This window comes from Nitrospirota bacterium (assembly GCA_016180645.1).
In the GTDB taxonomy this organism is placed as follows: Bacteria; JACPQY01; JACPQY01; order JACPQY01; family JACPQY01; genus JACPAV01.
Genome location: JACPAV010000015.1, coordinates 23,189 through 43,071 on the forward strand (window position 1 = coordinate 23,189; position 19,883 = coordinate 43,071).

The 19,883-nt window shown below is 60.0% G+C and carries 12 protein-coding genes; 9 read left to right on the forward strand and 3 right to left on the reverse strand.

Annotated features, from left to right (window positions below):
- Positions 1-14 precede the first annotated feature (14 nt).
- The 7 genes from HYT87_10095 (at position 15) to HYT87_10125 (ending at position 7,999) form a co-directional block, all read left to right on the forward strand.
- The gene (locus HYT87_10095) at positions 15-1,571 is read left to right on the forward strand and encodes an N-6 DNA methylase (GenBank protein ID MBI2060110.1); all 1,557 of its coding nucleotides are present in this window, start codon (positions 15-17) and stop codon (positions 1,569-1,571) included.
- Between the two features lie 149 nt (positions 1,572-1,720).
- Positions 1,721-2,716, forward strand: a complete 996-nt coding sequence (locus HYT87_10100) for a restriction endonuclease subunit S (GenBank protein ID MBI2060111.1) — start codon at positions 1,721-1,723, stop codon at positions 2,714-2,716.
- A 50-nt stretch (positions 2,717-2,766) separates the two neighbouring features.
- Positions 2,767-4,482 (forward strand): AAA family ATPase, encoded by a 1,716-nt coding sequence (locus HYT87_10105; protein ID MBI2060112.1) that lies wholly within the window; start codon positions 2,767-2,769, stop codon positions 4,480-4,482.
- Positions 4,483-4,903: 421 nt separating this feature from the next.
- The gene (locus HYT87_10110; GenBank protein ID MBI2060113.1) at positions 4,904-6,058 is read left to right on the forward strand and encodes an AAA family ATPase; all 1,155 of its coding nucleotides are present in this window, start codon (positions 4,904-4,906) and stop codon (positions 6,056-6,058) included.
- Positions 6,059-6,361: 303 nt separating this feature from the next.
- The gene (locus tag HYT87_10115; protein ID MBI2060114.1) at positions 6,362-6,670 is read left to right on the forward strand and encodes a hypothetical protein; all 309 of its coding nucleotides are present in this window, start codon (positions 6,362-6,364) and stop codon (positions 6,668-6,670) included.
- A 94-nt stretch (positions 6,671-6,764) separates the two neighbouring features.
- A complete protein-coding gene (locus HYT87_10120; protein ID MBI2060115.1) occupies positions 6,765-7,517 on the forward strand; it encodes a TIGR04255 family protein in 753 nt (250 codons plus the stop codon).
- Between the two features lie 143 nt (positions 7,518-7,660).
- Positions 7,661-7,999, forward strand: a complete 339-nt coding sequence (locus tag HYT87_10125) for a hypothetical protein (GenBank protein ID MBI2060116.1) — start codon at positions 7,661-7,663, stop codon at positions 7,997-7,999.
- A gap of 528 nt (positions 8,000-8,527) precedes the next feature.
- Here HYT87_10125 and mfd read toward each other — a convergent pair.
- On the reverse strand, positions 8,528-12,001 hold the full coding sequence (mfd, locus tag HYT87_10130; protein ID MBI2060117.1) for a transcription-repair coupling factor: 3,474 nt from the start codon (positions 11,999-12,001) through the stop codon (positions 8,528-8,530).
- Positions 12,002-12,115: 114 nt separating this feature from the next.
- Here mfd and HYT87_10135 point away from each other — a divergent pair, with 114 nt between their 5' ends.
- Positions 12,116-12,772 (forward strand): TetR/AcrR family transcriptional regulator, encoded by a 657-nt coding sequence (locus tag HYT87_10135; protein MBI2060118.1) that lies wholly within the window; start codon positions 12,116-12,118, stop codon positions 12,770-12,772.
- The gene (locus HYT87_10140) at positions 12,765-13,796 is read left to right on the forward strand and encodes a ferritin-like domain-containing protein (protein MBI2060119.1); all 1,032 of its coding nucleotides are present in this window, start codon (positions 12,765-12,767) and stop codon (positions 13,794-13,796) included. Before HYT87_10135 ends, HYT87_10140 begins: the two co-directional genes overlap by 8 nt.
- On the opposite strand, the gene HYT87_10145 is transcribed toward HYT87_10140, so the two are convergent.
- Both HYT87_10145 and HYT87_10150 read right to left on the reverse strand, forming a co-directional pair.
- On the reverse strand, positions 13,790-14,146 hold the full coding sequence (locus HYT87_10145; protein MBI2060120.1) for a Retroviral aspartyl protease: 357 nt from the start codon (positions 14,144-14,146) through the stop codon (positions 13,790-13,792). The two genes, HYT87_10140 and HYT87_10145, sit on opposite strands and share 7 nt — an antisense overlap.
- Before the next feature lie 381 nt (positions 14,147-14,527).
- Positions 14,528-19,822, reverse strand: a complete 5,295-nt coding sequence (locus HYT87_10150) for a sigma 54-interacting transcriptional regulator (GenBank protein MBI2060121.1) — start codon at positions 19,820-19,822, stop codon at positions 14,528-14,530.
- Positions 19,823-19,883: the final 61 nt, after the last annotated feature.

Below are 19,883 nucleotides of genomic sequence, written 5' to 3' on the forward strand. Positions count from 1 at the left end.
GTTCACGTTCACTGATGGGCAAACCGAGAGCGACACCTCCCACACCCGTCACCACAGCTCAGCAGCTTGCCTCCATCGTCAAGTCGGCGCGGGACATCATGCGCAAAGACAAGGGTCTCAACGGCGACCTGGACCGGCTGCCCATGCTCACGTGGATCATGTTCCTGAAATTCCTGGACGACAGCGAGCAGATCCGGGAGGCGGAGGCGAAAATGGCGGGCAAACGTTTTCGCCCGGCCGTCGAGCCGCCGTACCGCTGGCGGGATTGGGCGGCCAGGGAAGACGGCGTCACCGGGCAGGAAATGATGGATTTCATCAACAACGAAGAGCCGATTCGACCCGATGGAACCCGAGGTCCGGGTTTGTTCGCGTATCTTCGCGGACTCCAGGGCGCCAACGGGGGCGACCGGCGGGACGTGATCGCGACGATCTTCCGCGGAGTGATCAACCGCATGATCAACGGCTATCTCCTTCGGGACATCCTGAACAAGGTGAATCAGATCCATTTCACCTCCAGCGAGGAAATGCACACTCTCAGTCGCCTGTACGAGTCCTTGCTCAAGGAGATGCGCGACGCGGCGGGCGATTCCGGCGAGTTCTACACTCCGAGGGCCGTGGTGAAATTCATCGTCCAGGCCGTGAATCCGCGGATGGGGGAGGTGGCGCTCGATCCGGCCGCAGGCACCGGCGGATTCCTCGTGGAATCCTTCGAGCATCTCAAGACGCAGTGCCGGAAAACGGAGGACTACCGGGTCCTCCAACGAGAAAGCATCTTCGGCATCGAAGCCAAGCCCCTGCCGTATCTGCTCTGCCAGATGAATCTGCTGCTGCACGGTCTGGAATATCCTCAAATCGACCCCCTGAACGCGCTCCGGTTCCCACTCAGAGAAATGGGGGATCGAGAACGAGTGGACGTGATCGTGACGAATCCGCCGTTCGGTGGGGAGGAGGAAAAGGGCATTCTCTCGAACTTTCCGGAGGACCGGAAGACGAGCGAGACGGCGCTCTTGTTTCTCCAGCTCATCATGAGAAAACTTCGAAGATTGGGGACCGGCTTCAAGGGGGAGGGCGGACGATGCGGAATGATCGTTCCGAACGGGATCCTGTTCGGCGACGGCGTCTGCGCCCGGATCAAGGAGGAACTGCTCAAGGAGTTCAACCTTCACACGATTGTGCGCCTTCCAAACGGCGTCTTCGCGCCGTACACGAGCATTCCCACGAACATTTTGTTTTTCGACCGTTCCGGGCCGACCGAGGATGTTTGGTACTACGAACATCCGCTGCCGGAAGGAAAGAAGAACTACACCAAGACGCGGCCCATCCAGTTCGATGAGTTCAAGTCCTGCCTGGAGTGGTGGAGCAAGCGCGAGGAGAGCGACCGCGCATGGAAGGTGTCCGCCGACGAGATCCGAAAGACCGGATTCAACCTCGACCGAAAGAACCCCCGCGCCCGGCAGGACATCTCCCATCTTCCTCCCGAACAGATTGCCGAAAGCATCCTGGCCAAAGAACACCGCATCGTGCAGATCATGGCGAACATCAAAGGACTTCTCGGAAAACGCGAGGCATGAGCGCGGAGTGGCCGGAGATCCCATTGGGGGAGGTTCTGCGAAGAAGCACGGAGACCATTTCACTACAGCCAGAGAGCGAGTATCGGGAAATTACCGTCAAACTTTGGGGAAAGGGTGTTTGCCAACGGGGGATTATTAGCGGAGCAAGGTTGGCCGGCGCACGCCGGTTCATCGCCAGAACAGGGCAGTTCATCTTTTCCCGAATCGATGCTCGAAATGGCGCACTCGGCGTCGTGCCGCCGGAGCTTGATGGCGCGGTGGTTACCAATGACTTTCCAGTGTTTGAGGTCGACCAAGATCATCTATCGACGGCATACATTGGGTGGATGTGTCGGACGGCCTGGTTTGTCGAGCAATGCCGACGGGCGAGTGAGGGGACAACCAACCGAGTGCGGTTGCAGGAAGACAAGCTCCTTTCCACCGAGATTCCGCTTCCGGCCTTGCCCGAGCAGCGGTGGATCGTGGCCCGCCTCGACGCCCTCGCCTCCCAAATCTCCGAAGCCCGGGGGCTCCGGCAGCAGGTGGCCGAAGAGGCGGAGGAGCTTTGCCGCTCAATCCTCAGCCACGACCCGGATGCGCATCAGACGCGCATGGCTGAGCTGGTGCGACTACGGCCCCCCGACGTAACGGTCAGACCGGATGGAACGTATCGCTTTGCTGGTGTTTATTGCTTCGGGCGAGGTGTTTTTCCTGGAGGGTGGAAGTCCGGCTCGGAGTTCTCGTACAAGAAACTCACGAGACTCAACGTGGGTGATTTCGTATATCCGAAACTGATGGCTTGGGAGGGGGCCTTGGGCATCGTCCCACCAGAATGTGAAGGCTGCGTCGTCTCCACGGAGTTTCCGGTGTTTGAGGTTCTTGAAGAGCGGGTCCTGCCGGTGGTCTTGGACACGTATTTCAGAACTCCATCCGTTTGGCCGAATCTCTCCGGCGCGAGTACCGGCACCAATGTGCGGCGCCGCCGCCTCAACCCGGCTGACTTCCTTGACTATTCGATTCCCCTCCCTTCACGGGGGACGCAAGAGCGCCTTCGTGAAGTACGGAAGGGGGTCGATTCGCTCAAGCGCCTCCAATCCGAAACCGCCGCCGAGTTGGACGCCCTCCTCCCCTCCCTCCTCGACAAAGCCTTCAAGGGTGAACTATAGAGAATCGATTCCCACCAATTGGATTCTGTGATACTTCGACTGGGTAGGCGATGCTGACGAAACTTACGATCTCCAACTTCAAACTCTTCGACAGGGTGGAGATTGATCTTGCAGAACGGGTGGTCTTTGTCGGACCGAACAACGCCGGCAAGACCTCGGCGTTGCAGGCCCTCGCGCTTTGGAGCATCGGTCTGCGTCGCTGGGTGGAAAAGCGCGGACGAGGAAACGTTCCGAAGGAGCGCGCGGGTGTGACCATCAACCGGCGAGATCTCATTGCCCTTCCGGTCCCTTCCGCGAATCTCCTCTGGCGTGATCTTCATGTGCGCGAAAGCGTTCACGAGACGGAGAAGCCCAAAACACGCAACGTTCTGATCGAGATCAGCGTTGCAGGTGTGGATGAAGGGAAGGAGTGGACGACGAGTTTCGAATTTGACTACGCGAACGAGGAGTCTTTCTATTGCCGATCGAAGCTGGGTCCGGGGGGATCCAGACTGGAGATATCGGAAGCGGCGGCAAACGTGGTCTTGGCGTACCTCCCGCCCATGTCAGGCCTGGCCTCCAACGAAACCCGGCTTGACGAAGGTGCAATCGCCGTCAGGATCGGGGAAGGAAGGACCGCGGAAGTCCTCAGGAACCTCTGCTGGCAGGCACTCCAGGGGAAAGGGGATCAATGGAGAAAGATTGTGGACAGGATGAAGGCTCTGTTCGGGGTCAGACTGGATGAACCGAAATACGTTAAGGAACGGGGTGAAGTAGTCATGTCTTTCGTAGGGCAAGGGGGAGTGCGTCTGGATTTGTCCTCCAGTGGTCGAGGCCAGCAACAGACGCTGCTTCTGCTCGCTCATATGGCGGCAAATCCTGGAGCGGTTCTCCTATTGGACGAGCCGGATGCCCATCTTGAAATACTCCGGCAGCGTCAGATCTACCAAGTCCTGACGGATACGGCCGCGGAAACGGGCAGCCAAATAATCGCCGCCAGCCACTCGGAAGTCATCTTGAATGAAGCCGCGGACCGAGATTCTGTCGTCGCATTTGTGGGGGCCCCGCATCGAATCGACGGTCAGGGAAGTCAGGTTTTGAAGGCTCTGAAGGAAATCGGCTTCGAGCAGTACGTTCAGGCCGAAGAGACCGGTTGGGTGCTCTACCTGGAAGGGTCTACGGATCTCGCCATTCTCCGCGCATTTGCGGCAAAGCTCACTCACCCCGCCAGCGCGATGCTTGAGCGTCCGTTCGTTCACTATGTAGCGAATCAGCCGGGAAAGGCCCGGGACCATTTCTATGGTCTTCGTGAGGCAAAGCCCGATCTCGTCGGAATAGCATTATACGATCGATTGGATCAAACGCTCTCCAACGACCCCAACCTCGTCCAAACCCAGTGGCGCAGACGCGAGATCGAGAACTATCTTTGCCAACGCGACACCCTGCTGGCTTGGGCTGAAGCTCAGGGCCGGCCCCAAGGCGATCTGTTCGCGTCCGCTTGGCGATCAAGGATGAACGAGTCCATTGATGAGATTGCCTCGGCACTGGCCGCGCTTCGCAAGCCGGCGCCGTGGAGTCCGGATATCAAAGCGAGTGACGACTTTCTTGACCCATTGTTCAAGAGATTTTACGAAGCTTTGAGCCTGCCCGGTCTCCTGAGGAAAACCGACTACCACACACTCGCGCCCTTCGTGCCCATTGACCAGATTGACAAGGAAGTTCGGGAAAAGCTCGATACTATTGTCGCGACCGCATTGATAGCTCACCCGCGTGGGGGTCCGGCATAGGCGACGCGGTTTAAGACTGGCCGCGAGCAAGACGTTTGGGGCTTCGCTGGCAGTAGATCCCGCAGGCGAAAAGGCACGGGCGAGAGGACAGGAAAAGAAAAAGCCCCGTGATTAACCGGCTCACGGGACCAGAAGCCATGTCCAGCGCCATGAGGCGTGGAGTAGCTGCTTGGTTTCCCAAGCATCAGTACCATCCTAAATGAATTGTCATGACATGTCAATCATTTCCGGTCATTTACCGTCATCGCATGCCGGCATGTACCGTGATTGTTTGGGAATCGCAAGCATGACGGGAAGTTCCAGACGGGAACGTAGCACGTGAGGCAGTGGAATACCTCAATCGGAAATCGCAGCCGAACTCGACGCCCTCCTTCCCTCCCTCCTCGACAAAGCCTTCAAAGGTGAATTATAGTTTGGTGAAATGAGATTCACGGCGCTTCAAATCGGGAACTGGCGAAACTTTGAGAAGGCGGAAGTCGAGCTTCAGGACCGCGTGTTCCTGGAGGGGCCGAACGCCTCCGGAAAATCCAATCTTCTCGACGTGTTTCGATTTCTGCATGATGTGGTGGCGGTGGGCGGCGGTTTTCAAGAAGCGGTGAGGCGGCGTGGCGGAGTGTCAAGCTTGAGATCGCTGGCTGCCAGGCGTTACTCGGACATTGTGATCAAGGCATCCCTGGGAACTGACCGGGACAGAACCGCCTGGGAGTACGAGGTGTGCTTTAATCAGGACAATACGGCTCAGCCCGGTACCCCTCGGCCACTGATCAAGAAGGAAACGGTGACGCATCACGGCAAAATTCTGCGGAATCGACCCGACGAATCGGACGCTCAGGACCCGGAGCGACTGACCCAGACGTATCTTGAGCAGGTTCATGCCAACAAAGACTTCCGGGAAGTAGCCGAGTTTTTCAGCACTGTTCGCTACCTGCACATCGTTCCCCAATTGGTCCGTGACCCGGATCGTTCGAAGGGAATGAAAGACGACCCCTACGGAGGTGATTTCATCGAACAGATCGCCCGAACTCAGAAACGAACTCGCGAAGCATGGCTCCGGCGCATCCAAGACGCATTGCGCGTCGCGGTGCCGCAACTTAAGGAGTTGACACTCCAGCAGGACTCTCGGGGCGTTCCGCATCTCCAAGGCAGATACGAGCACTGGCGCCCACAGGGCGCGTGGCAGACGGAAGAGTTGTTCTCTGATGGCACATTGAGGCTCATGGGCCTGCTGTGGGCCGCTTTGGACGGCAGCGGACCTTTGTTGCTGGAAGAACCTGAAATCTCACTCCATCCTGAGGTCGTCCGATACATTCCACAGATGTTTTTCCGACTACAGCGAAAATCCGGACGGCAATTTGTCGTAAGTACGCATTCACTCGAGGTGGTGGGAGACGAGGGTGTCGGTGTGGACGAGGTTCTGCTTCTTCAGCCCGGATCAGAGGGAACGGTCTTGCTCCCGGCGAGTCGCCTGAAAGATGTCAAGTCGCTCCTCGAAGGCGGACTCTCATTGGCCGAGGCAGTGATGCCTCACACACGCCCTGAAAGAGCGGAGCAGCTCCCTCTTCTTGCCGACGAATAACCTTCTCCCTTGCCGGTCGTTTTCTCAGGTGCAGTAGAAGGTGTGTTGGACGAAGCGGTTCTCCGCCGACTTCTCCTGCATATCGGGGCAGGAATTGGACCCATCCATCGAAGGAACGGCAAGGACTCATTGAGACGCAGGGTATCCGCCTTCAACAATGCCGCACGGCACTCCCCCTGGATCGTAGTCGTAGACCTGAACCATGAGGCGCACTGCGCTCCGCCGCTGCGAGCATCTTGGCTGCCAAGCCCGGCTCCAGGAATGTGTTTCCGTGTCGCCGTTCGAGAAATCGAGTCCTGGATCATGGCGGACCGAGCAAGGCTCGCCCGTTACTTGCGGGTCCAGCAGGCTCGGGTTCCCTCGGACCCGGAGGCGCTCGATGATCCAAAAACAGCGCTGGTTAACCTGGCTCGTACTTCGACCAAGAAAGCCGTCCGGGAAGACATGGTTCCGAGGCTGGGAAGCGGCAGGAAGATCGGTCCCGCCTATACATCTCGACTGATCGAATTCGTGTCGGACCAGGAACGCGGATGGCGCCCGGACGTGGCAGCGGCGGGGTCCGACAGCCTGGGAAGATGTCTCAGGTCACTCAGGAATCTTGTCCATTCGTGATCGCCGCCGAACTGGACGCCCTCCTCCCCACCCTCCTCGACAAGGCCTTCCGGGGTGAATTGTGATTCTCGAGTCCGTCCGCTAGGATGACCCGGTGGCAGTCGAAAGAGAAATCTTCCCCAATGCGCCGATTACAGAAGCACTGCTGGATGTTCGCGCCAATCTGCCGACCGGCACATCCATCGAGACTCTCGCCGCCTATCACGATTCCATCAGGGCCCGTTACCCGCTCAAACGGGAAAGGCAGCGGTGGCAAGTCGGTCATGAATTCAGGCCTGCCGGCCCGCCTTCAATTTTGGGGCCGACGGGGGGGCCGGACGGCTACATCTTTGAATCTCAGGACAAGAAACAGGCGGTTCAGGCGCGATTGGATGGTTTCACGTTCAACAGGCTGAAACCGTATCATCAATGGGAATCGCTTCGGGAGGAGGCGATGGATCTCTGGGGTCAATATGTAGAACTTGCGAAACCCACTGCGATCACGCGGCTTGCGCTACGGTACATCAATCGGATCGAAATTCCCTTGCCCGCAGTTGATCTGAAAGAATACATCCTTACCGGGCCGGAAGTGGCAAGAGGATTGCCTCAGGGGTTGGCCAATTTCTTCATGCGCGTAATGATCCCCAGCCCGGATTCGAGGGCGACGGCCCTGGTAACGCTGACGATGGAAGTCCCGACAACGGTGGAAGGTCCTTTGCCTTTCATTTTCGATATCGACGTTTTCCATGAGGAGTCCATGGTACCGGGAAGCGGTGGAATGCCGAAAGTGCTTGAAAATCTTCACGAATTCAAGAATAATATCTTCTTCGGAAGCATTACGGATAAGTGCAAGAAGCTTTTTAGATGAACCTGCAGATTGTGGATTCCTCAGGCCACGCTGGGCGTTCTTGGTACGCCCAACCTCCACATGCCATTCTTGTCCATGATTTCTACAATGCCGGCGGCGCCACCAGCCTCGAGGCGGGGGCCGTCTCTCTGGCCTTGGAGAGAATCGTCGAACACTATGCCGAACCCATTACGAGGAAGCAGAATCCGATTGAGCAGCGGTTCCGAACCCTTGCCTCAAAATGGAAAGCTGAGACGAAACATCTCTCCTTCATTTCGGCCATGGCTGTTCATCCAGCTTATCAAGGCATAATCGGCATGGGACCCGCCGTGGTTCCGTACTTGCTGGATGAGTTGGCCCGAGAGCCTGATCACTGGTTTTGGGCGCTCCGGTCCATCACTGGAGTCGATCCCGTTCCCCCATCCATGCGCGGGCGAGTCCGGGAGATGGCGGCTGCCTGGCTCGATTGGGGCAAACTTCAGGGATATGGCCAGCCGAGGTGACATCGAACAAATCTTTCCACGCCTGAGGTCCTCCCGGTACGACGTAACGAGTCCGAGGACGATTGAATACAACTGCGTTGCGTGGGCCGCGGGAGACACTCAGCGACGCTGGGACCCCGACCCAGATTACTATTGGCCTGAGGGAATTCCGAGGGAATCAACCCTCGTTGCAGTCCAAGCCGTCTTCCTGAATTTGGGGTTTGAAGCCTGTGAGTCCCCCGACCTGGAATCGGGCTTCGACAAAGTCGCCATCTTCTCCATGCCTCCAAGAATTCCCACCCATGTGGCACGGCAATTGCCCAATGGGAACTGGACAAGCAAGTTGGGGGATCTCGAGGACATTGAACATGAATTGAACGGCGTGGAGGGTGAAGAGTACGGGTCAATTAGCCTCATTCTGAAGCGGCCGAAATCCAAGTAGTTTCCCACTCCCGCCCCTCCTGGCTGTAGCGGCATGAGGCATCGCATGGCGCAGCCGATCGGGCGATGGACTAGCCGAAGCTGTCGCGGTACGGGTGACGGGTGGAGTCAGTTTTCAGGGGCTGGAGGTTTTTCCGGGAGGAGAGTCCGTCTAATGTTCTTGAGGATTTCGGCGGCTGACTCAGCGGGTTGTTTGCCTTTGGGAAGCGAAGTGACGAGTTCCAAGGGCGGGGCAAGCTTGAACTCCGCAGGCCGGCTCCGGACCAGTCGAACAAGGCTGTCGGGCGGAACCGGCGAGGTCGGATCAAAATGCAATGTAAGCGTTGATCCCTTCACCACGAGGCGGACGATTCCGAGACGCTTGAGTTCCAGGCGAAGAATCAGCTCATGAAAGAATCGCGTCGTGTCCTCCGGGAGGGAGCCGAAGCGGTCGATCATCTCCGACCGGATTTCGTCGAGGACCGACTCGTCCCCGGCCCGGGCGCATTTCCGATAGAAGTAGATTCGAAGAGGCATATCCTCCACGTAAAATTCCGGGATGGAGCCGCGGTGGGGCAGGCGGATCTCCGGCTCCATTTCGGGCGTCGTGGGCTGACCCTTCAGCTCCCGCACGGCCTCCTCGATCAGGCGCAGGTAGGTGTGGAATCCCATTCGGGCGATATGGCCTGACTGGTTCTTCCCCAGGACGTCCCCCCCCCCGCGGATTTCGAGGTCCCGCTTGGCGAGCCGGTATCCCGATCCGAGGCCGCTCTCCTGAACGGCCTCCAGCCGTTTCACGGCTTCGGGTGTCATCTGGCCCTCGGGAACGATCAAGTAGGCCTTCGCCTGGATGCCGGAACGGCCGACGCGGCCCCGGAGTTGATAGAGCTGGGCGAGACCGAAGTGATCGGCGTCGAAAACGATGATCGTGTTGGCATTCGGGATATCGAGGCCCGCCTCGATGATCGACGTGGAGAGGAGCACGTCGATGTCTTTCCGAACGAAATCCATCAGGACTTTTTCCAGTTCGTCCTCCTTCATTTTTCCGTGGGCCACGCCCAGGCGGGCGGAAGGAACCAGCTTTTCCAGATATTCCGCCGTGGCCCAGATGCCTCGGATGCGCGGGTGGACGCAGAAGACCTGTCCTTCGCGGTCGAGTTCCTCCTCGATCGCGTGGCGGAGGATGGAATCGTCGTGCGGAGCCACGTAGGTCATGATGTCTTTCCGCTCCTGGGGCGGTGTGGCGATGGTGGTGAGGTCGCGAATGCCCAGGAGGGCGAGGTGGAGCGTTCGGGGAATCGGCGTGGCGGTCAGCGTGAGCACGTCGACCTTCTCGCGGATTTTCTTGATTTTCTCCTTGTGGAGCACGCCGAACCGGTGCTCTTCGTCCACGACGAGCAGGCCCAGATCCGGAAAGGCGATGTCCGCGCTCAGGAGGCGGTGCGTGCCGATGACCATGTCCACCGCCCCTCCGGAGATCTCGCGAACAATGCGTTTCTGCTCCGCCGGAGGTACGAATCGGGACAGCATGCGCACCTTGAGCGGGTAGTCCTTGAGGCGTCGCTCGAACGTTTGGAAATGCTGATAGGCGAGGAGGGTGGTGGGCACGAGAACGGCCACTTGTTTCCCGTTCATGGCGACATGGAATGCGGCCCGCAAGGCCACTTCGGTCTTGCCGTAGCCTACGTCGCCGCAAACCAGCCGATCCATGGGTTGTTGGCGGGATAAGTCCTGGTAGACGGCTTCAATGGCTTCTCTCTGATCCGGTGTTTCCTCGTGCGGGAAGGCGGCCTCGAATTCGCGGAGGTAGTCGTCGGGGGGCGGGAAGGCGTGGCCGGGGAGACTCTCACGCCGGGCGTAGAGAGCGGCCAGTTCCTTGGCGAGGGCCTTCACCTCTTCTTTAAGTTTCTCTTTCGAGTTGCGCCAGAACGCGGTGCCGAGCCGGTCCAACTTCGGGGTGATCCCCTCGGAGCCTACGTATTTCTCAAGGAGGCTGATCCGGTCCACCGGCAGGTAGACGATCGCTTCTTCCGCATACTCGATCTTCAGGTACTGAGCTTCCACGCCGTGGATCGTCAATTCGGCGGCGCCGCGAAAGAGGCCGACTCCGTAGTCCACGTGGACGACAAAGTCGCCCTCTCGCAGGTCTTCGACGGAGATCTCTTCCCGGGGCTTCTTCGACTTGACCTGTTTTAGTCTCGGTACTGGTGCGCCGAAGACTTCGTGGTCGGGCACCAAGGCGAGGCGAGCCTCTTCCCAGATGAAGCCTTCGTGGAGGCGACGTCGGATCAGGGTGACGGATGCGGGCTCTTCACCGGGGCCGGTCAGGGTGGGCAGAACCTCGAAGGGAATCGATTCCCGCGCGAGGATGCTGCGGAGCCTTTCCTCGCGGGCGTCGTCTTCGACGAAGAAAACGCATCGCGTTCCGGAGGCGAGAAGATCCCGGACAAATGGGCCAATGGGGTTCGTGGTCCCTTCCGCTCTGCTCCACGGACGATCCCCTTCGCTACGCTTCGGGGACGACGACAGGAATCGACAAGAGATCTTCGCGTCGCGAGTTGAGGAATCATGAGGCCTCTGCGTCGTTCCTGCCGGTGAAGCGATCCGGGTCCTGAACGTTTCGACGGCGTGGCGAAGTTCCAGAAGATCCGAGCAGGTGGTGTGCCACTCGCGGCCCGGATCGGCTCCCGGCCTCAGAACTCGCAGGGGTTCAAAAATCAGCCGGGTGAATCGGTGGAGGGGCTTGTCCAAATCATTTCCGCGCAATTCGTCTTGCTGTGCATCCTCCCCTGCGCTCCGCTTCGGGGACGACGAATGGAATGGCCATGAATGAGTTGCGTCGAATCCATCGATCAGCAGCAGCGTGTTCCCCGGAAGGAGATCCACCACGCGCGCTCCGGCGGGGGATTCCTCGACTTGCGGTGGGAAGAGGCTGACCTCATCGAGCTTGCGGATGGATCTCTGAGTTTCCGAGTCGAATTCGCGGAGATCGTCCACGGCGTCGCCCGCCAGTTCGACCCGGACCGGCTGTGAGGAGAGCGGGGGAAAGATATCCACGACGAACCCGCGAACCGCGTAGTCACCACGACGCTCCACGAGCGTTTTCCGGACATAGCCGTGGTCTTCCAGGAAGCGCGCGAGTTCTTCGCGATCGGCCACTCCGCCGCGCCGGATGAGGTAGGTGTTTCGGATGAACCAGGAGGGTTCGGGAGGACGCCAGGCGAGGGCTTCTTTCGACAGGACCCAAAGGGGAGGAGGATCCGAGGGTTGGACGAGAAGGCGGAGACCCAGTAGATCGAGGCCCGTTCGGTCGCCGATATCCGAGAGCCGGCGACTGACTCGGGCGGGCGATTCTTCTTCATGGCCCGGAAATGTGGCCAGCGGTGTGGACGAGCCGGCCAGGAGAGTTTGAAGGTCTCCCAGCCAGCGGGAGACCAGTGGCGGATTCGCCACCAGCACGGCGATCGGTCGTCCAGCCAGTTGCGCCAGGCGGGCAGTAAGGTACGCGCCGGCGCTTCCCTTGAGTCCGGTGAGGCGGCCATGGCGACCTTTGTCGAATTCCCCTGCGCGGAGCGCGGCGATGAGTTCATCCAGTACCGGCATGCGCGGGATTGTATCGGAGCGGATCGAAGAAACCAGAGGCGGCGGATCCTCACACATTCGTGACTTGACAAGTCCACATTAAGGCGGTATTTGTCTACCGATCGGTCGGTAGGCATGATCTCGAAGAGGAATTACCGTGAAAGCAAGACCCGCGAGCGGATCATGGAGGTGGCCGAGGCGCTCTTCGCCGACAAAGGGTACTATGGAGCGAGCCTCGGCAACATGGCGAAGAAAGTGGGCATCGCCAAGGCGTCGCTTCTCCATCATTTCCCGTCGAAAAAAGCATTGTACGAGGCCATTCTCACACGCGGATTTGGCGAGTTGGCGAGGGTTCTGGGGGCCACTCTGGAGGGTGAGGGGGACGGGTTCGAAAAACTATCCTCCATGCTGGCGGGCTATTCGCGGTGGCTCAGGGCGAATCCCCATCGCTGCCGGCTGCTGATGCGCGAGCAACTCGACAATCCGAGGCAGTCGAGGGAGGGCGCTCGAAAGTATGTGGCGCCCATGGTGGCCAAAGTCGAAGCCTTCGTCGATGAGGCGCAGCGCCGGGGCGAGTTTTCTGGGGTTGACGCCCGCCTGTTGCTGTTCCAAGTCGCGGGTTCGATGACGCACTTCGCCCTCGTCCTGCCTTCGATTTCGTTCTTGATGGACGATGGGGGGCGCCGCTCGAACGATGAGATTTGGTCCAACTTTCAATCCCACGTTTTCGAAATGGCCCGCAGGGCGCTGACGGCGCCATCGCAAGTTCACGAAGGAGGTTCACATGCCTGAACTGAATCGGCAGGGATCGAATGGGTTCGGCCATCCGAGTCCCGCGACCGAATCGCTCTTTGCAGAACTCGAAACGATCTACACTTGGAATTACGAGACGGAGAAGCAGGACCTATACAACCTCTACGAGAAAGCCAAGAAGGAGCAGTGGAACGCCACGACGCAACTGGCGTGGGAGACCGAGGTGATTCCCGGCGAGGAGTACGTGCCGGACATCAACATCCCCATCTATGGCACCCATCTGTGGGACAAGCTCACGAAGCAGGAGATACGAAAGCTCAGGAAGGAACAGTTGGCGTGGACGCTGAGCCAGTTCCTTCACGGCGAGCAAGGGGCGCTGCTCGTCACCGCTCAGATCGTGAACAGTGTTCCGTGGGTCGATGGGAAACTGTATGGATCAACGCAGGTGGTCGATGAGGGCCGCCATGTGGAGGTCTTCAAGAGGTATCTGACCGAAAAGGTGAGACACCAATACCCAGTCAACGTTCATCTGAAGACGCTGCTCGACACGATCCTCAAGGATACCCGGTGGGATATGAAGTACCTGGGCATGCAGGTTCTGGTGGAGGGCTTGGCGCTCGCGGCCTTTGCGCTGATTCGCGACTACACCTCCGAGCCTCTCATGAAAGAGATGCTCGCCTACGTGATGCAGGATGAGGCGAGGCACGTGGCCTTTGGGGTCCTCTCATTGCGCCTGGCCTACGAGGGAATGTCCGACTCAGATCGCAAGATCCGGGAGGAGTTTGCTTTCGAGGGGTGCCAGCTTATGTACCATCGGTTCCTGGCCGAGGAAGTGGCGGAGTCCATGGGCATGCCGAAAAACGAGTGGATCGAGATTCAAAAGAATTCGGATGTGATGAAGGAGTTCCGGAAACTGTTATTCTCCCGCGTTGTGCCGATCCTCAAGCGGCTCGATCTTCTGACCGACCGGATGAGGCCGCACTACGCCGAACTCGGCATTCTCCGCTGGGAAAACGAAAAGACGGGATTGCCCGTCGTAGAGCCGGCGGCGCAGGCTCAGTAGTGGTGGATCGCCGGAAGGGGGAACAGCTTCCGGTCAATCGGATCCACGGAGAGTCCGCAAGCTTCGAGCGTCAGCAATCCGATGAGGACCGCATCCCCCTCCTGGCCTAGAATGATGGGGTTGGCGGCGCGTATCCCTTCAAGTTCTACGAGGACATTCGCCACGTGCCGCCGGATCACCCGCCCATCCGCCAGTTCCAACGTAATTTCCCGTTCAGGCCTGATGCCGGCCGGGAGCGATTTCTTGGGAAGAGTGGTGTAGGTCGCCCCCGTATCGACCAAAGTTTCGATTTCGACGCTTCCGTTTGGGATGAAGCCGGTGACCTTGATTCTCGCTCGCGTTTCCCCCATGTTCGGAGTCCAACACCGGTTGGACGCATGCTCAAGCCTCGCTTACGATCAGGTACGCACGGAGGGCAGAGGCACACGCTGGGTGTGTGCGTAGACTGGGAGGGATGAGCGTAGTGGTGTCAAGTGACCCCGGCGGCCGGCAGGAGGCCGAAATCGTTGACCCTTCAAGGTTGCGCCCCCAACCCGATGGTTTCTATCACCCCGGGGAACGCTGCTCCGGGAGATACGGTAGATCGACGGATCCTCGAGCGAACTCGGAAGATGCTACGCTCGCCAATCGGCCGCTGGTGTTACCGGAGGGCCACGGATGGCTGCGCAGGGTGACCGCTGATGGCTGAATGCTTACCTCCAGTGTACGCCCACCCCGGGGGTTTCATGCCCTCACTTGTTGGCGGTCCGCAGCCCGTAGACCCTGGCCCAGCGCGTGAGCAGATTGCGGTCCACCTTGAGTGACCGCGCGGCGGCGCTGATGTTGCCGCCGGACTCGCGCAGCGCCTCCTCGATGAGGTGTTTACGCAGTTCCAGCTCCGCCTCCCGCAATGACTGTCCTTCCTTTCGCTGCACGGCGGGCGCTCCCGCAAAGAGATCCTCGTTGTCGCGAAGACTCTCGATGCCGATGGTGTCCCCGTCCGACAGGGCATACGCGTTCTGGATTGCGTTCTCCAACTCCCGCACGTTGCCGGGCCAATGGTGGCGGGTCAGGAGGCGGAGAGCCGCCTCGGAGACTTCCTTGGGCGGCCTGCCGTCGCGTCGGGCGATCTCGGAGAGGAAATGCCGGGCGAGCTGCGGGATGTCCTCGCGCCTCTCCCTCAACGGCGGGATGGAGACCCGGAACACCCGCAGGCGGTAGTACAAATCTTCCCTGAACTTTTTCAGCCGGATCATCTCTTTCAGGTCCAGGTTGGTTGCGGCGATGAGACGGACGTCCACCTTGATTTCTCTCGAATCCCCGACGCGCCGGATCGATCCCTCCTGAACCGCCCGTAGGAGTTTGGGCTGCAAGGGCGGGGGAAGGTCTCCAATCTCGTCCAGGAAGAGCGTTCCACCGTCAGCCGCTTCGAACAACCCCGGCCGTTCCCGATCCGCCCCCGTGAACGCCCCCTTGGCGTGGCCGAAGAGTTCGGATTCAAACAGATCGTGCGGCACTGCGGCGCAGTTCACGGGCACGAAGGCCCGCTGTTTCCGGATCGAGTTGAAATGGACGGCCCGGGCGACAAGCTCCTTGCCCGTGCCGCTTTCCCCGAAAATGAGAACGGGCAGACTGCTTTCGACCGCCCGGTCGACCATCGGGAGAATCCGCCTCATGGCGGGACTCGATCCCACGATCCGGTCATATGGATACCTGGGTTTTTCCTGCCGGACCAGGAATTCCACTCGCTGCTGGGTGGCCTCCAGTTCCTTTTCCTGGTGGGCGACCTTCTCCCGGAGTGACCTGTTCGATTCCTCGAGTTCCGCGTTCAATTGTTCGATCCTCTCCTTGGCCTGCCTCAATTCCCGCATGACCCGACGAATCTCCCGCTGGTCCTTCACGGTCTGTGCAATGAGTTGTGCCTTGTAGAGGGCCACGGCGGCCAGATCGGTCAATGCCTGGAGGGCGGGAAGATGGTGTTCGCCGAAACGACCGGACTGCAGCCGGCTGTCCAGATAAAGCGCGCCTACCGCTTCCCCCCTCAGCAAGAGGGGAACGCACATCACGGAGCGAAGCTGGAGTTGGTGAACGCTATGCGATTCCTTGAAGCGGGGATCGCTCATGGCATCCAAGGTGATGACCGGCTTCCCCGCTTCCAGGGTTTCCTCGGCCACGGTTTGACTGAAGCTGTCGATGGTTCCGGAGTCGCCCCCGGGTTCATCAGTCCGCGCCACGCGCACGGTCAATGCCTTTCCTTGCTTCTGGAGCAGGAAACCCCGCTCGGCCCCGGTAAACGCCACCAGGGAACTGACGATTTCGGATAGAACGTCCTGAACATCAACAGCCGAATTGATCTTCCGGGCGATGGCCAGCCACGCCAGACCCTCCGGATTCCGCGGAGGCACGGCCGGGGGCGGCGTCCACGCCTCCGTCGCGCTCATCCCGTCATCGGCGGAACAGGCGCTACCCTGTTCGGGTCGCGTTACGGTGGATGCCGGAGGCGGAAGCTGGGAGAGGAGCGACAGTACTTTTCTTTTCAGGCTGAAGTCCACCTCCACCTGACTTTGCATCCTGCTCAGGGCCGCCTCGACGCACTTGCGCGCTTCGGCCGGTTTCTTCCCCCGAAGAAGAAGTCCCCTGACGTAGAAGCACCACACCTCGACGTGGGGGTTGTTTTTTCCCTCCAGGGCCTTCTCGCATTTCTCCACTTCAATGGCCGCGAGTTCCGGCGCGTCCCGGCCCACCCCGATTTCGATCCTTCTCAGCCTGGCGAGCAGGATGTCCTCTTGGGCGCCCACTTTCCGGAAGAGGGCTTCCGCCTGCTCGGACTCCCTCAGCGCGTCGTCCACGGTCCCGGCGCGGAGGTGGCACTCCGCAAGCTGCAACCGAGCTTTGCCCTCGATGTGCGTCATCGCGAGATCCCGGGCGAGACGCACCGTCTCGTCCATGACGTCCCGGGCTTGATTCAGATCGTCGTTCACCAGGTGGAGCGCGCCCAGGTTGAATAGTGTCCGAGCCTCCGTGGCCCTGTCGGAAATCTTTCGAAACGTCGCGATGGCTTTCTCGTAGTTCTGTGCCGCAAGGTCCATCTTTTCCTCACGAAAATGCGCCAGGGCAAGGTTGGAGTGGGCCAGGCCCATGGTTCGCAGATCGCCGATCTCGCGGCTGATGGCGGAGCATGATTGCAGGCACGCCAGGGCCTCGGTGAGGTTTCCCCGGCAGATGTGAGCGGCCCCGAGGGAGTTGAGGGAGAGGGCATGACGGGCCGGCCGACCCGTTCTTTCGGTCTCGGCGCAGTTCTGTTCAAAAAGCGGGATCGCCCGCTCGTAGTCGTGCTTGTAGAAGTGGACCTTGGCCATGACGTGTCGAAAAGCGATGACCTCGTCCAGGCCGCATGGACGCCCTCCCGAGAGGTAAGGTTGGGCGATCTGCGCGGCTCCCTCATAGTCGGCCTGTTCGAGGAGAACGTCCGCCAAGAGGGCGTCAAGCGAGGGCTCTTCCGGCGATCCGCGGCCGACGAGGAGTTTGGCTGCGCGGATCGCTTCCGAGGCCTCGCTCAGGCGACCTCCGTAGCGGTACGCCTGCGCCAGCAGCGTCTTGACGTCCACACGTTGCGCCGTCTCACCCGTCCCCGTCACGAGCGTCTTCAGTATTTGGATGGCCTTGGGGAAATCCGCAACCCGGAGGTATGCCTCGCCCAGAAGACGGTGGTAGGCCCGGTTGCGCGCGGGAGGGAGACCGGCCGCGGACTCGATATGAGTTTCCAGGAAAGGGAGGATTCTCTCGGCTTGGTTCAGTCGCAGGACCGTGCGCAACTCCTGTTCGGCCAGAGCGAAACCTTGAAGAGGATCCCCGCCGCGGAAAAACGCATCAGCCGTTTCGAGAACCGAGCCTGTTTCCCCGCCCTGCATCTTTTCGGCCAGGCGACGATGCATAGACCGTCGAACCTCGACGGGAACCTCCCGAAGAACGGTCTCCCGTCTCGGTTCGTTTGCCGGCCGCAAACCCAGGAGGCCGGCCCGTATCCATCCCTGTTCCTGGAGTCGGCGCAATGCAAATCCGAGTCCCGGACTCAGACTCGGATCCACCTCTGCAATCTCCCGTGCTCCCAGTTCCTTGGGACTGAGCGACAGCCACTCCAGGACCCTCCGTTCCGGAAGGGCCGGATCCGGAAGCAATTCCCGGTAGCGAGCCGGCAGATCCCGCGCGGACAAGAAATCGCTCGGGGAAAGGTTTTCGATTTGCGCATCGACGTTCTCGCCGGGCTGAAACACCCGGCCGACGAGAAGCCGCAGCCGTTCCACCACCAGCCCGGGGACACCATCGGATTGCTCATGGAACGCGCGAACGATTCGGGCCGGGATCGCGTCGAGAGCCAGAAGGTTTTGCAGGACCCGGCCGACCTCCTCGCTCGTCCATGGACGGAGTTCCACCCACCCGTCGGGCGGCAATTCCGAAGGGATTTCGCTTCGGGTTCGGACGGTCAGGACGGCAAACAGCTTGTGCCGTCCAGCCGCGCCGACGCCCTGCGTCTCGGGAAAGCGGTGCCGCGCACAGTACGCAAGAAGATCCAGGAGTCCTGCGCGGTCCAGCGCATCGTCGAGCAGGAGGACGACCGGACGACACGCCAGGATGACGGCGAGGACCTCGGCGAGCTTTTCCCTTGTGCGGATCTGCTCGGCCATGGGGCCCCCATCCAGGGGTTCCGGGTCGCGGGCGTGGGCAAATCGGCTAGGCAGGATGCTCTTGAGAAAGGGCAGGTGGGGATCCAACAGCTTCTCATCCTCGGCGAGGATCAGGCGATCGAAGAGTTCCGGGACCCCGTCGCCCGGACGGCAGAGGTCGACGACTTGATGGTCCCTCACTTGGACCCGCCTCTTGAATTCCAGCAAGACGGCCGTTTTCCCGAAATCACGATCTCCCACCATGGCGATGGTGCGGACCTCCTTGTCGTTTTCCAAGAACTCATCAAAGAGACGCTCCAGTTCCGCAAGCTCCGCCTGGCGGCCGAGCAGGACTGCGCCGGCCAGATCGGGCAACCGCAGTCGCCCCGGTTCCAACGGATGGTCGGAACCCAGCCTCTTGTTGATGCGCCGGATGGCGTGGTTGGCCGAATGAAAACGGTTCTGAGGGTGGGGCTGAAGGAGAGTCGTCAAGATCTCTCGAAAGTCCGCCGGGGTGCCATCGGGGAAATCGTCCGCCGGCGGAGCTTTCCATTCGAGCGAGCTCTTGACCTCCTTTTGAAGCGACCCGCCGGAGGGTGGGCGCCAGGAAGAGCGCCCGTACTCGCAACCTGTTGACGCGGCCGGGAGGGCCGCATTGGGGGGCGAGTACGTGATGGACCTGCCTTTTCCACCGCCTCGAACAGCCTCCCAGAAAAACATGCCAAGGGAAAAGAGATCGGCACGGCCGTCAACGGCGTCGCCCCAGACGACCTCGGGGGCGACGTAAGGGAACGTGCCCGATACGACCCCCTTCTCGCGATAACGGCCGATTTCGGAAGCGATCCCGAAATCCAGGATCCGAACCTGAAGCTCTTCGGGCCCCCGGCCAAGGTCATGCACGAGCACGTTGGACGGCTTGATGTCCAAATGAATGACGCCGTTCTGATGGAGATATTCCAGTCCTCGAAGGAGCTGGACCAATACTTGCCGGCGCTCGTCCCAGGAGGCGTTCCGAACATAGCGGCCCGCGTCCTCTCCCCGCGCCAGTTCCTGAACGAGGTAATGCCGGCCGCTCGGCTCATCGACAAGGAGATCGAAGACTTTCACGAGGCTGGGATGGTTCAGGCGCGAAAGAAATCTCAACTCGTGCCTGAACGTGACGTCGCCTCCTTCCAACCACTTCTCGGAAAACTCCTTGACGGCAACCTCCGTCTTGAGAACACGGTCGTAGGCTTGGTAGACCCTCCCTGTCTGGCCTTCCCCAAGGAGTTCCAGAATCTCCAACCGACCAAGAACCACCCTGCCGGAGTCCACAGCGGGCACATTGTAGCCCAAAAGGCAGTTTTCCACTACCCGAACGGAATATCGGATACTTGGTGACAAGAGTCACAATTCACGAAATTCTGCTGCTACTGAATACTGCTGCTCCGATACTAAACGCAGC